Below are 13859 nucleotides of genomic sequence, written 5' to 3' on the forward strand. Positions count from 1 at the left end.
GCGTACCGCCCTAGGTTTAATGTCTTTCCAACGTTTGAGCTGTGTCGTCCATGAGTCGAAACCAGAACGTCATCCGCGTCCGCGGTGCCCGCCAGAACAACCTGCGCAACTTTGACGTCGACCTGCGCGTGGGCGAGCTGACCGTTGTCACCGGGCCCAGCGGTTCCGGCAAGTCCTCGCTGGCCTTCGACACCGTCTACGCCGAGGGCCAGCGCCGCTACGTCGAGACCTTCTCCCCCTACGCGCGGCAGTTCCTGGACCGGATGGACAAGCCGGCGGTGGATTCGATTGAGGGCATCCCGCCATCCATCGCCATCGACCAGACCAACCCGGTGCGCAATTCGCGTTCCACGGTTGGCACCATGACCGAGCTCAACGATCACCTGAAGCTGTTGTTCGCCCGGGCCGCGCTGCTCTACTGCGGCGGCTGCGGACGCGAGGTCCGGCGGGACAGCGAGGACAGCATCGTCGCCGACGTGCTGGAACGCGGCGCAGGGCGTCGTGCGGTGATCGCCTTCGATATGGCGCTTTCGGGGGATGTTGGCGAGGACCGGGTGCGTACGGAACTGGAACGCCAGGGTTACACCCGCGTGGAAACGCTCGACGACGGCACACTGCGCGTCACACAGGATCGAGTGCGGCTCTCCGAGGACCGGCGGGATCGCCTCACCGAGGCTATTGAGGGCGCCCTCAGGGCCGGCCAGGGCAGGCTCATCGTGCAGCCGCTGGACGATAACCGTGAAGCCGAGGCGGAATGGCTCTATTCCCGGGGGCTCCACTGCCCGGACTGCGACCGGGACTACACCGATCCCATCCCCAACAGCTTCTCCTTCAACTCGCCCATGGGGGCCTGCGAGGAATGCCGGGGCTTCGGGCGCGTCATGGGTATCGACTACCGCCTGGTGATTCCGGATGATTCGAAATCAATTGAAGAAGGCGCTGTAAAGCCCTGGCAGACGGAGAGTTATTCCGAGTGTCAACAGGATCTGATGACGAAGTGCCGCATGGAAGGCGTGGCCACGGACATTCCCTGGCGGGACCTGCCCGAAGCTGACCGGAAGTGGGTGATCGACGGCGATAAGAACTGGCGCTGGAACGTCAGCCGTGGCGGCTGGTACGGCGTGCGGCGCTTCTTCGACTACCTGGAGAGCAAGTCCTACAAGATGCACATCCGGGTGCTGCTCTCGCGTTACCGCTCCTACGACCGCTGCCCCACCTGTGATGGCGCCCGTCTGAAGACGGAATCGCTGCTCTGGCGCCTGGGCTCGAAAGCGGATGCGGACACGGTTGTCGATCCGGCTGAGCGCTTCCGGCCCGTTGGCGTCACCCTGCCGGAATCCACGCTGGAACAGCAGCCGGGCCTGAACCTGGCGGATCTGATGAACCTGCCGCTGGGGCGGGTCGCGGCGCTGTTTGAGCGTATTCAACTGCCCGCGCCCCTGGACGAGGCCGCGGACCTGCTTTTGGATGCGATCCGGGCGCGCATCGGGTACCTCGTAGCCGTGGGGCTGGATTACCTGACCCTGGACCGCCAGTCGCGCACGCTTTCCGGCGGCGAAGTCCAGCGCATCAACCTGACCACGGCGCTGGGCACCTCGCTGGTGAATACCCTGTTCGTGCTGGACGAGCCCAGCATCGGTCTGCACCCACGGGACATGGATCGGATCATCGGCGTCATGCACCGCCTGCGTGATGCTGGCAACTCCCTGCTGGTGGTCGAGCACGACCCGCAGGTGATGCACGCCGCCGACCGCATCATCGACATGGGGCCGGGGCCGGGCGAGCAGGGCGGGCGGATCGTGTTCGAAGGCTCGCCGGATGCGCTCATGGCGGACAGCCAGTCACTGACGGCGGATTACCTGACCGGTCGCCGCCGGGTGAACGCAGGCGAACAGGCCGCTGGCGCCCACCCTGTCGATCCGGGGAATGCCATCGGCATCCGCGGCGCTCGCGAACACAACCTCAAGAACCTGGACGTTGATCTTCCCCTGAACGCCCTGGTCGTGCTCACGGGCGTCAGCGGCTCCGGTAAGTCCACCCTGATGGAAAGCGTACTCTACCGCGCCGTTGCTGAACTGAAGGGCCGTCCCGGCGAGGTACCCGGCGTTCATGACGCCATTGAGGGGCATGAGCGCATCGATGATGCTGTGCTCATCGACCAGTCGCCCATCGGGCGGACCACGCGCTCGACACCGGCCAGTTACGTGGGCGCCTTCGATGCCATCCGCAAGGTCTTCGTGGGCCTGCCGGAGGCGAAGGAGCGCGGTTACACCCTGGGGACGTTCAGCTTCAATGCCGGTAACGGGCGTTGCCCCACCTGTGGCGGCAACGGTTTCGAGCACGTGGAGATGCAGTTCCTGAGCGACGTCTACCTGCGCTGCCCGGACTGCGATGGCCGGCGCTTCCGCCCCGAAATTCTGGAGATAACGCTGCCACCGTCCACGGAAAGCCCTGTGCCGCCGCAGTCCATCGCGGATGTTCTGGAGATGTCCGTGAACCAGGCGGTCAGCTTCTTTGCGGACTACCCGAAAGTGCTTCAGGGCCTGGAGCCGTTGCAGGCGGTGGGCCTGGGGTACATGAGCCTGGGGCAGCCGGTGCCGACCCTTTCCGGCGGTGAAGCCCAGCGCCTCAAGCTGGCCGGGCACCTGGCGAAGGCAGCCGGGCGCAAGGGCGCCAGTGATCACCTCCTGTTCCTGTTCGACGAGCCCACGACCGGCCTGCACATGGACGACGTGGCCACGCTTCTCGGAGCTTTCCGCCGGCTGCTGGCCGAAGGGCATTCTCTGGCCGTGATCGAGCACAACCAGGACCTGATGGCGGCGGCGGACTGGCTGATTGATCTTGGGCCCGAGGGTGGTGACCGGGGCGGGGCACTGATCGCCAGCGGCACACCGGAGCAGGTCATGGCGGTGCCCGGCAGTCATACCGGGAAAGCACTCTGGGACTATCTGGGGCAGGGCACGGAAGCCGAACCCCAGCCCGCGGTGGCCGAGGCACCGGCGCCGTACAGCGGTGATCCGGATGCGATCACCATTCACCATGCCCGCGAGCACAACCTCAAGAACGTGGACATCCGCATCCCGCGTAACCAGATGACGGTGCTCACAGGGCTCTCCGGCTCCGGCAAGAGCACCGTGGCCTTCGACATCGTCTTCAACGAGGGCCAGCGGCGTTACCTGGAATCCCTGAACGCGTATGCGCGCCAGTTCGTCCAGCCCGCCTCGCGGCCGGACGTGGATGCAGTCTTCGGCATTCCGCCCACCGTCGCCATTGAACAGCGCACCAGCCGGGGTGGGCGCAAGAGCACGGTGGCCACCATGACCGAGCTCTATCACTTCCTGCGCCTGCTGTTCGTCAAGCTGGGCACCCAGTACTGCCCGGACTGTATGATTCCCATTGACGAACAGACGCCGGAGGCGATCCGGGCCCGCATCCTGCGCGATGCGCGAGGCCAGGAGGCGACGCTGCTGGCGCCCATGGTGGTGGCGCGCAAGGGCTACTACACGGACCTGGCCACCTGGGCCGGCAAGAAAGGCTTCGAGTACCTGCGGGTGGACGGCGAGTACCAGCCCACGGGCAACTGGCCGCGCCTGGCACGCCACCAGGAGCACGACATTGACCTGCCCATGGGCACGGTCACCGTCACGCCGGGCAACGAGGCGATGCTGGACCGGCTTATTGGCGAGGCACTGGCCTACGGCCACGGCACCATGAAGCTCCTGAGCGACGCCGGTGAGACCATCTTCTCCACCGAGCGTGCCTGCCCCGGCTGCGGGCAGAGTTTTCCGGAGCTGGATCCGCGCCTGTTCTCCTACAATTCCAAGCACGGCTGGTGCCCGTCCTGCTACGGCACGGGGCTCGCGCTGAGCGGATTCGACGAGGAGCAGACCGGCGAGGAATCCGTCTGGCTGGAAGCGGACGACGACCATGAGCCTGGCGTCTGCCGCGCCTGTTCCGGGCGCCGGCTCAAGCCGGAGGCGCTGTCGGTCTACTTCCGTGATCGCAACATCGCCGAATACACAGCGCTCTCGGTGGCCGAGGCAGCCGGGCGCTTCGAGGCCCTGGCGCTGACGGGCAGGGATGCGGAGGTAGCCCAGGACATCATGCCCGAGATCCGGGCCCGACTGGACTTTCTCCAGCAGGTGGGGCTGGCCTATCTGAACCTGGATCGGGCCGCGCCCACGCTCTCCGGCGGTGAAGCCCAGCGCATCCGCATCGCCGCCCAGCTGGGCTCCAACCTCCAGGGCGTGTGCTACATCCTGGACGAGCCCACCATCGGCCTGCACCCGCGCGATAACCGCATGCTGCTGGACACCCTTGGCCGGCTGGAAGGCAAGGGCAACACCATCCTGGTGGTCGAGCACGACGAGGACACCATCCGCCGGGCGGAACACGTAATCGACCTGGGCCCAGGGGCTGGGGTTAATGGCGGGCGCGTGGTGGCGGAAGGCACCGTCGCGGAGCTGGAGGCCAACCCGGAATCCACCACGGGCCGCTGCCTGGCCGATCCCATCCGCCACCCGCTGATCGCCGAGGAACGGCGGCCGGCCGAGGCGGAACACTGGCTCTATGTCAGCGAGGCAAGCCTGCACAACCTGCGCGGGGTGGACGTGCGCCTGCCGCTGGAGCGGCTGGTGTGTGTCACCGGCGTTTCCGGCTCCGGCAAGAGCTCACTGGTGCGGGGCATCCTGCACGATAACCTGCGTGTTCTGAACGGGGCAGGACGGGATAGGAAGCCCACAACCCGGGGGTGTCGGCGAATCGAAGGGTGGCAGAACCTGGACCGGGTGTTCGAGGTGGATCAGACACCCATCGGTAAGACCCCGCGTTCCTGCCCGGCCACCTACGTGGGCATCTGGGACAACATCCGCAAGCTGTTCGCCGGCACCGAGGAAGCCCGCCTGCGTGGCTACAACGCGGGTCGTTTCTCGTTCAACACGAAGGAGGGGCGCTGCCCGGGGTGTGACGGCCAGGGCCTGAAGCGGGTAGAGATGAACTTCCTGCCGGACGTGTCCGTGCCCTGCGAGGTCTGCGGGGGCGACCGTTTCACCCCGGAGACCCTCGCGGTCACCTACGGCGGCAAGCATATCGGCGAAGTGCTGCGCATGAGCGTGGACGAAGGCGTCGAGTTCTTCCGGGCGCACTCAAAGATCCACCATGCGCTGGAGCTGATGCAGGCCGTGGGCCTGGGCTACCTGAGCCTGGGGCAGCCCAGCCCGACGCTCTCCGGCGGCGAGGCCCAGCGCCTGAAGCTGGTCACCGAACTGGCCCGCGCAAGACCGGACGTGCGCCGCCAGAACCAGCCCCATACCCTGTACATCCTGGATGAGCCCACGGTTGGGCTGCACATGGCGGATGTCGAGCGGCTGATCCATGTGCTGCACCGGTTGGTGGACGCCGGCAACAGCGTGGTGCTGATCGAGCACAACCTGGATCTTATTGCTGAGTCCGACTGGGTACTGGACATGGGCCCGGACGGCGGTGACGGGGGCGGCCGGGTGGTTGCTGAAGGCCCGCCGGAAGCCCTTGCGGGAGCGGGCAAGGAGAGCGAGACAGGGCGGGTATTGAAGGCGTTTCTGGACCAGCGGCGCCGTCATGGCAGCTGACCTGTACCGGGAGCGTCCAGCGGCGGGGAAGGAACGGAAATTTCGTTGCCCGTGAGCGTTTTACGGCCTCTGGCTCCATGCTGGTTCTGCTATACTCGCAGCGTTCACAATCGCATTATACGCGACAGCCGCTCCGCCCGGGCCAGGGTCGTCATTTGCCAGTGAGGCATGCTCTATGAAGGTTGTTGATTCGTTCCCTCGCACCGTCCGTGAAATCGAGAACACCTGGATCACCATGCCCGACGGTTGCCGTCTGGCCGCCCGCATCTGGTTGCCGGAAGACGCCGGGGAGCATCCGGTGCCGGCCATCCTGGAATGCATGCCGTATCGCAAGCGCGATTTCACCCGGTTAAGGGATGAGCCCCTGCACCATTATCTGGCCGGGCATGGCTACGCCTCGATTCGACTGGACCTGCGGGGCTCAGGGGATTCGGACGGGCTTATCCTGGATGAGTACCTGCAGCAGGAACAGGACGACTGCCTCGCGGTGCTGGACTGGATCACCAGCCAACCCTGGTGCTCCGGGCCGATAGGCATGTTCGGCATCTCCTGGGGTGGCTTCAACGCGCTGCAGGTGGCTGCGCACCAGCCGGAATGCCTGAAGGCGATCATCACGATGTGCTCCACAGACGATCGCTATGCGGATGATGCCCACTACATGGGGGGCTGTCTGCTGAACGAGAACCTCAACTGGGGCTCGGTGTTTTTCGCCACGGCGGCCTTTCCGCCGGATCCGGCGCTCTACGGGGACGACTGGCGCGAACAGTGGCGTTACCGGCTGGAGAACCAGGTCCTGTATCCGGCGGTCTGGATGCGCCACCAGCAGCGTGATGACTACTGGAAACATGGCTCGGTCTGCGAGAACTTCGACGACATCCAGTGTGCCGTCTATGCCGTGGGCGGCTGGGCGGACGGCTATCCCAATGCCATTCCCCGCATGATGGAAGGCCTGAGTGCGCCGCGTAAGGCGCTGATCGGGCCCTGGTCCCACGCGTTTCCGCATAACGCGCTGCCGGGACCGGCCATCGGCTTCTTCCAGGAGATGCTGCGCTGGTGGGACTACTGGCTGAAGGATATCGACAACGGCATTATGGACGAACCGCCGATGCGCGTCTGGATGGAAGAGCATGTGCCGCCGGCACCGCTCTACGAATACCGTCCAGGGCGCTGGGTGGCGGAACCGGCCTGGCCCTCTGAGCGCATCCAGAACGAAACCCTGTATCTCAATGTGCTGTCAATGGGGCGCAGGGCGGAGCCGGAGGACCGGATGCGGATTACCTCCCCCGAGACCACGGGGCTGGCCGGTGGTGACTGGTACGGCTTCGGTGGTGAAGGGGAAATGGCCATCGACCAGCGGGAAGATGACGGCAAATCCCTGGTCTTTGACGCCGATACGGTTTTGGAACGCATCGAGATCCTGGGCGCACCCGTGGCGGAACTGGAGGTAACGGTGGACCGGCCGGTTGCGTACGTGATCGTGCGCCTCAATGACGTGGCACCGGACGGGGCGTCGACGCGGGTCACCTGGGGCGTGCTCAACCTCACCCAGCGTGAAAGCCGCGAACACCCGGAGCCGCTGGAGGCCGGCAAGCGCTACCGCGTGCGTGTGCAGATGAAGGATGTTGCCTACGCCTTCGCCCCGGGACACACCATGCGCCTGGCGGTATCCACCAGTTACTGGCCCATGATCTGGCCGTCACCGGAGCCCGTTCGCCTGACGCTCCATACCGGGGTCAGTTCGCTGCAGCTGCCCGTGCGCCCTCCGCGCGCGGAGGATGAGCAGCTGCGCCCCTTCGAACCTCCGGAGCGCGGCCCACAGTCCGAGCCGGAAGCGCTCAGCTCCGGGGATTTTCGTCGCACCGTGGAGCGTAACCTGATCAATAACGAAACCACCTACCGCATCTACAACGAGGGTGGTGATTTCGGCGGTGCCTCCCTGGCCTATATTGAGGATATTGATCTCACTGCCGGGTACAGCCTGGGCAAGTGGTTCCGCATTCATGAATACGACGCCAGCGGGGCCGAGGCCCGGATTGACCAGAGCTGCGTTCTTCAGCGCGATGACTGGTCAGCACGGGTGGAGTGTGTGACCCGGCTGACGGCCGATCCGCAGCATTTCCGGTTACGCGCCACGCTCCATGCCTACGATGGCGATGCGCTTTTTTTCGAGCGCGAGTGGGACGAGCGGATTCCCCGCCATCTCATCTAGCAGGTGGGAACGGGGGCTTCCCCGCCCGCCTATCGATGGGCGCCGCTGCGCGCGAGGGCGGCTTCCAGGATCATGCGCAGCATGTCCGCATAATTGTAGCCCGCCCAGGAGGCCATCATCGCCATCTTGCCGTCCCAGTACCAGGTGGGGTTGGTATTGGCGTCAATCAGCCGTGGCACGCCGTCGGCGCCGCAGCGGAAGTCAATGCGCGAGTAGTCCCGGAAACCCAGTCGCTTGAACAGCTTGGCGCAGGCGTCGACCATCTGCCCCCGTGTGACGTCGTCCAGCTCCGCCTGTTGGAAACTGAGTTTGTCCCAGTAGGGCGAGTCCGGATCCGCCTTGGAGCCGTGGGTGAGGATGGGCGGAAGGTCGGAGTCCAGCTTGCTGTAGTCGATCACCAGGGGAGGCAGCACGGTAAAGCCGCTGGCCGGGTTGCCGATCATGCCCACGGTGTACTCATCGCCAGTGAGGAAATCCTGGCAGATGGCTTCCGGTGGATACAGGTCCTGCCTCGCGAGCCACTGCAGATAGACGTGCGCCTCGGCGGCGTCGTGCACAACGCAGTTTTCGGTGATGCCGAAACTGCCGCCGCCGCCATTGGGCTTGATCAGCGACGGAAAGGAGGTGGGCAGGGTCAGCGGGTCGGCGGTGAGATCCACAAAGGTCTCGTTGGGCACGGGGATGTCCAGGCTCACCGCCAGCGCCCGTACGATGGCCTTGTCGGTGCCCAGGCTGATGCCCATGGGGTCGGCGCCGGTGTAGGGAATGCCCAGCATTTCCAGAAATGCGGGAATGTTGCGCTCCAGGTCCCAGTCGTTGCGGAAGCCGGTGTCACAGAGGTTGAATACCAGGTCCGGCCTGTCGCTGCGCAGGTCGTCGATCAGGCGTTCGTGGTCGTCGTAGTAGGTGAAGTGATAGCCCATCAGCTCTCCCAGTGAGGTCTTCAGCTGGCGAACCGCCTCGATTTCCTCGTAACCGAACCTGTTTTCCACGGCGTAGGGGTAGGGCAGTCGGGGATCACCCAGGACGACACCGATTTCAGGGGGGTTGCTCGATTGGGCCATTGCGGTCTCCGTCCTCTGGTCGGGGGAAAGTGCTTATACAGACCTCTTGATCCAGCGTATCAAAACCCTTGCGTGGCGTCGTGCTTTAACCGATGCTCCTCCTGTACCGCTCTGTCGAAGGTTGAAACCGAGATGAGTTCCGAATCCCCAAGAGATAACGCCGTCAAGCAGGTGTATGTGCTCGGCATGAACGAGTTCAACCGGGCCAAGCTGGAGTCCCTGCCGGGCGCGGAACACTACCGTTTCCATGGTGTGCTGACGCCTGAAGAGATCCTTTACGCGGATGACTTCCCGATTGAATCGATGCTCAGCCGGGCCGAGAAACAGCTCCAGGAGGCGGATCCCGCCCCGGATGCCATCGTTGGCTACATGGACTTTCCGGTGAGCACCATCCTGCCCATTCTGACCGGGCGCCTGGGGCTTCCCGGGCTGGATCTGCGGGCCATGCTCAAGTGTGAGCACAAGTACTGGAGCCGGTTGGAACAGCAAGCGGTTGTGCCGGATTTCATTCCCCGCTTCCAGCTGGTGGATCCCTTTCTCGACTCGCCCGAGACCCAGCTCGAACTTGAGTATCCGTTCTGGTTGAAGCCGGTGAAATCGGCAGGCTCCTATCTCGGGTTCCGTATTGACGACGAAGCCGCCTTCCACCGGGCGGTGGCTGAGATCCGGGAGCACATCAACCGTATTGCAGAGCCTTTCGACAGGATCCTTGAATACATTGAGCTGCCCGACAATATCGCGGCGGTCGGTGGTCATTACTGTCTGGCGGAAGCGTTGCTCACGGGCGATATGTGCACCCTTGAGGGCTATGTCCATCAGGGCGAAGTCCATGTGCACGGGGTGGTGGACTCGGTGCGGGAAGCCAACAGCTCTTCCTTCGCCCGCTACCAGTACCCGTCCCAGATGCCGCAGTCGGTCACCGAGCGGATGGAGGAGGTGGCGCGCAAAACACTGCAGCGCATTGGCTTCGATGGCTCCGCGTTCAACATCGAGTTCTTCTGGGACAGCAGCACGGATAAAGTCAGCCTGCTGGAGATCAACACCCGGATCGCCCAGCACCACAGCGACCTGTTCGACAAGGTGCACGGGGTCTCCAATCATCAGGTCGCGGTCGAGCTGGCGCTCGGTCACAACCCCAAATTCCCTGCTGCCCGGGGCAGGTTCAATTGTGCCGCCGCCTTCTGGCTGCGCCGGCATGAGGACGCCTGGGTGGCCGATGTGCCCTCCGGGCAGACACTGGCGGCGATTGCCGAGGAGTACCCCGGTACCTACGTGGAGCTGGATGTGCATCCGGGCATGTGGCTGTCCGAGTTGCACGATCAGGACAGCTACAGCTACGTGCTGGCGCTGATCTATGTGGGCGCTGATACCCATGAGCAGTTGATGGCCAACCATAGTGCCATTGTTGAGCGGCTCAGCTTTGACCTCAGAGACGGTCCTGACCGCTGATGCCGCCGTGTTCGCTGACCCGGGCGGTTGCCCGGTTCGGCTCTACTATTGCCTTGTCGTTCGAGGAGATGTGAATGCACACAAGGAGCGATTGGCCCAGGGCGGTTCGGGAACTGGAAAACGTATGGATTCCCATGCCGGACGGCTGCCATCTTGCCGCGCGGATATGGCTGCCCGAGGATGCCGAGGCGCATCCGGTGCCGGCCATCCTGGAATACATTCCCTACCGCAAGGCCGACCTGCGCACCAAGGAAGATTCCATCAATCACCCTTATTACGCGGGCCATGGCTATGCCGGTGTGCGGGTGGACATCCGTGGCAGCGGCGAGTCCGAGGGTGTGCTCACGGATGAATACACGCAACAGGAGCTCGACGACGGACTGGCGATTCTGAGCTGGATCGCCGCGCAGCCCTGGTGTACCGGCCGTGTCGGCATCATGGGGATCTCCTGGGGTGGTTTTAACGGCCTCCAGATCGCCGCGCTCCAGCCACCCGAGCTGTATGCGGTGCTGACAGTGTGCTCCACGGATGATCGCTATGCCGACGATGTGCATTACATGGGCGGCTGCATGCTGATCGACAATGTCTCCTGGGCCGGAGTTATGTTCGCCCACAACAGCTGCCCACCGGATCCGCGCCTCTTCGGGGATGGCTGGCGCGACGACTGGTTCCAGCGCCTGCGGGACAGCGGGCTCTGGCTGGAGACCTGGAGCAGTCACCAGGCGCGCGATGATTTCTGGCGCCACGGGTCCGTGTGTGAGGATTTCAGTGCCATCCGTTGCCCGGTCTATGCGGTGAGCGGCTGGGCCGACGGCTATTCCAACAGCGTCTTCCGCCTGATGCAGCATCTGGATGTCCCCCGCAAGGGCCTTGTGGGTCCCTGGAGCCATAAGTACCCGCACCTGGGTCAGCCCGGTCCCGCCATTGGCTTCCTTCAGGACACGCTGCGCTGGTGGGATCACTGGCTCAAGAATGAGGCGACCGGCATCATGGATGAGCCGCAGGTCAGAGTGTGGATGCAGGACAGTATCCGGCCCGCGACCCGTTATGCGGAGCGTCCCGGGCGCTGGATCGGGGAGAATGAGTGGCCCAGCCCGCGCATTGAGGACCGGCAGCTTCGGCTGACCCGCAACGGTCTGGAGGACGGCGGCACGGCAGGCACCAGTGAGCCACTTCTGTGCCAGTCGCCGCTGCGCACCGGCCTGAGTGCTGGCAAGTGGTGTTCCTATTCCGCCGGGCCGGACATGCCGGGGGACCAGCGCGAGGCGGATGGGGATTCCCTGTGCTTTGATACGGAGCCGCTGTCGGAAGCGGTTGAGATCTTCGGCCCGCCCGTGGTGGAGCTGGTTCTGGCCAGCGACCAGCCTGAGGCCCAGGTCGCGGTTCGGCTGTGTGACGTGGCCCCGGACGGTGCCTCAACCCGGGTAACCTACGGGGTTCTGAACCTCAGCCACCGGGACAGCCACACCGAGCCGGCGTCCCTGGTGCCCGGTGAGGCCTATCGCGTGCGCGTCCAGCTCAATGAAATCGCCCAGAATTTCCCGGCCGGCCATCGTATTCGCGTCAGTGTAAGCTCAAATTACTGGCCCCTGATCTGGCCTTCCCCGGACGCCACAGCACTGAGCCTCTGGTCGGAGGTCAGCACCCTGACACTGCCGGTACGCCCGCCCAGTGAGGTTGATCGGCAACTCCCCGGGTTTGCGCCGCCCGAGGGCGCACCCCACGTGTCGATGACCGAAATCGAGGCCGAGGCAACCAACTGGTCACTGCATTACGATTTTGATGCCAACGCCCATACGCTGGAAGTCGATGATTCCGAGGGGATATTCCACATCGATGCCACCGGTACGGATGTCCAGAAGAGCGGTTACGAGCGCTACCGGATCGAGGGTGACGATGTTAACTCGGCCCAGGCTGAAACGTTCTGGCGCATGGGCTTTTTCCGCGATGACTGGCGAGTGAACACTGAAACCTGGACGCGGATGAGTTGCACCTCCGAGGCGTTCCGGATTGAGGCCACGCTCAGGGCGTATGAGCACGGAGAACTGGTCTATGAGCATGACTGGGATCGGTTGATTCCACGCCGGAACCTCTAGGAGCGGGCGTCCGGGACGCCCCCTGTAAGCAGCAGGAAATGACCTATTATGACGGACCATTGCGAATACATTGATGCCACCCGGGTTCGGCGGCGGCTGGTGGACCTGATCCGGATCCCGTCGGTGACCGGGCAGGAGGATGCGGTGATCGCCCGGCTTGCCGAGTGGCTCAATGAGCTGGGTGTGGAGGTTGACCACTGGAACGAGGGTATTGCGGATGTCCTTACGGATCCCAATTACCCGGGCCATGAGGTGGAGCGTGCCTGGCTGCCGGTTGTGGTCGGCGTGGTGCGGGGGCGCAAGCCGGGCCCCACGGTGGTGCTGACCGGGCACCTGGACGTTGTTCCACCGGGCGATATCAACCAGTGGACGATGGATCCGTATTCCGGGTATATGGACGGCGATACCGTCTATGGGCGTGGCGCCAGTGATATGAAATCCGGCGTAGTGTCGGCTCTGGAAGCCTTCGAGGCCTTTGCCCTGGGCCCACGGGACTTTGCCGGCCGGGTTGTATTCGTGGGCGTGCCGGCGGAAGAGGACAGCGGCCTCGGCACGCTCGCAGCCATCCGCAGGGGGTGGCAACCGGATGCCGTGGTGGTGCCGGAACCCACTCTGGACGACGAGGGTTCGCCCAAGCTGGTGGTTGCCCATGCCGGCGCCATGTCGTTCTTCCTGGAAGTGATGGGACTGGCGGCCCACGCCAGCCGTCGGCACCTGGGGGAGAGCGCTCTGGATCATTACCTGGCGATCCACAAGGCCCTGCGCGAGGACGAAAAGCGCATCAATGACGCGGAGGACCACCCGCTGATGCGGGCCCTGCACCTGCCGTACGCCACCAACGTGGGTCTGATCAATGGGGGTAACTGGTCGTCCAGCGTGATGGACCGGCTCACGGCGGAGATCCGCGTCGGGGTGACGCTCGACGAAACCGTGGAGCAGGCGAAGGCGCGGATTCAGCGGGTGATCGCTGAGGCCTGCGCGGGCGATCCCTGGCTGGAACAGAACCCGCCCCAGGCGCGGCTCATGGCGTCTGGCTTCGGGTCGGCGCATACTCCCATGGAGCATCCACTGGTCACCACAATGGCGGATGCGGCGGCCTCGGTTTTCGGGCGTCCGGCGCGCATCACGGGAGCGCCCTATGGTTGCGACATGTCGGCCTGGGTACGGCTCACCGGGGCTTCCACCGTCGTCTATGGTCCCGGCGATATCGACTGGGCCCATTCCGCGGACGAACGGGTGTCCCTGGAGGCCACGGAGAAGGTGGCGCACGTGCTCGTCCAGGCGACGGAGAAGCTGCTGACCTTCAGGCCCGAGGAACTGCGCCTGCAGGATTATGGAGAAGGCGTGACTGGAGGAGGGTGATGGCTTTACCCCTTATCGATGGCGCTGGCGCGAGCCACGCCCTATTATGCAGATAGTTGCAACAATCATGTGC

General features: G+C 64.5%; 6 protein-coding genes. 5 read left to right on the forward strand and 1 reads right to left on the reverse strand.

The window, feature by feature from the left end; genetic code table 11:
- Positions 1–50 precede the first annotated feature (50 nt).
- Together uvrA and GLW01_RS07785 are read left to right on the forward strand one after the other, a co-directional pair.
- Positions 51–5606, forward strand: a complete 5556-nt coding sequence (gene uvrA, locus GLW01_RS07780; protein ID WP_160898710.1) for an excinuclease ABC subunit UvrA — start codon at positions 51–53, stop codon at positions 5604–5606.
- A 175-nt stretch (positions 5607–5781) separates the two neighbouring features.
- Positions 5782–7815, forward strand: coding sequence for a CocE/NonD family hydrolase (locus tag GLW01_RS07785; RefSeq protein ID WP_160898711.1), 2034 nt, complete (start codon positions 5782–5784; stop codon positions 7813–7815).
- A gap of 29 nt (positions 7816–7844) precedes the next feature.
- On the opposite strand, the gene GLW01_RS07790 is transcribed toward GLW01_RS07785, so the two are convergent.
- Positions 7845–8879, reverse strand: a complete 1035-nt coding sequence (locus GLW01_RS07790) for a D-alanine--D-alanine ligase family protein (protein WP_160898712.1) — start codon at positions 8877–8879, stop codon at positions 7845–7847.
- 132 nt (positions 8880–9011) lie between these two features.
- On the opposite strand from GLW01_RS07790, the gene GLW01_RS07795 reads away from it, so the two are divergent.
- From GLW01_RS07795 to GLW01_RS07805, 3 genes are all read left to right on the forward strand, one after another.
- Positions 9012–10328: an ATP-grasp domain-containing protein gene (locus GLW01_RS07795; RefSeq protein WP_160898713.1), complete on the forward strand. Its 1317-nt coding sequence runs from the start codon at positions 9012–9014 to the stop codon at positions 10326–10328.
- A gap of 74 nt (positions 10329–10402) precedes the next feature.
- On the forward strand, positions 10403–12424 hold the full coding sequence (locus GLW01_RS07800; RefSeq protein WP_160898714.1) for a CocE/NonD family hydrolase: 2022 nt from the start codon (positions 10403–10405) through the stop codon (positions 12422–12424).
- A 48-nt stretch (positions 12425–12472) separates the two neighbouring features.
- Positions 12473–13786, forward strand: coding sequence for a M20 family metallopeptidase (locus GLW01_RS07805; RefSeq protein ID WP_160898715.1), 1314 nt, complete (start codon positions 12473–12475; stop codon positions 13784–13786).
- Positions 13787–13859 lie beyond the last annotated feature (73 nt).

Origin of the sequence: Vreelandella halophila (genome assembly GCF_009856365.1) — a bacterium.
In the GTDB taxonomy this organism is placed as follows: Bacteria; Pseudomonadota; Gammaproteobacteria; order Pseudomonadales; family Oleiphilaceae; genus Halospina; species Halospina utahensis_B.

Excerpts from the sequence above, each read along its gene's own strand:
- GLW01_RS07785 (WP_160898711.1), top strand. The coding sequence starts at position 5,782 with ATGAAGGTTGTTGATTCGTTCCCTCGCACCGTCCGTGAAATCGAGAAC.
- GLW01_RS07790 (WP_160898712.1), bottom strand. The coding sequence starts at position 8,879 with ATGGCCCAATCGAGCAACCCCCCTGAAATCGGTGTCGTCCTGGGTGAT.
- GLW01_RS07805 (WP_160898715.1), top strand. The coding sequence starts at position 12,473 with ATGACGGACCATTGCGAATACATTGATGCCACCCGGGTTCGGCGGCGG.
- uvrA (WP_160898710.1), top strand. The coding sequence starts at position 51 with ATGAGTCGAAACCAGAACGTCATCCGCGTCCGCGGTGCCCGCCAGAAC.
- GLW01_RS07800 (WP_160898714.1), top strand. The coding sequence starts at position 10,403 with ATGCACACAAGGAGCGATTGGCCCAGGGCGGTTCGGGAACTGGAAAAC.
- GLW01_RS07795 (WP_160898713.1), top strand. The coding sequence starts at position 9,012 with ATGAGTTCCGAATCCCCAAGAGATAACGCCGTCAAGCAGGTGTATGTG.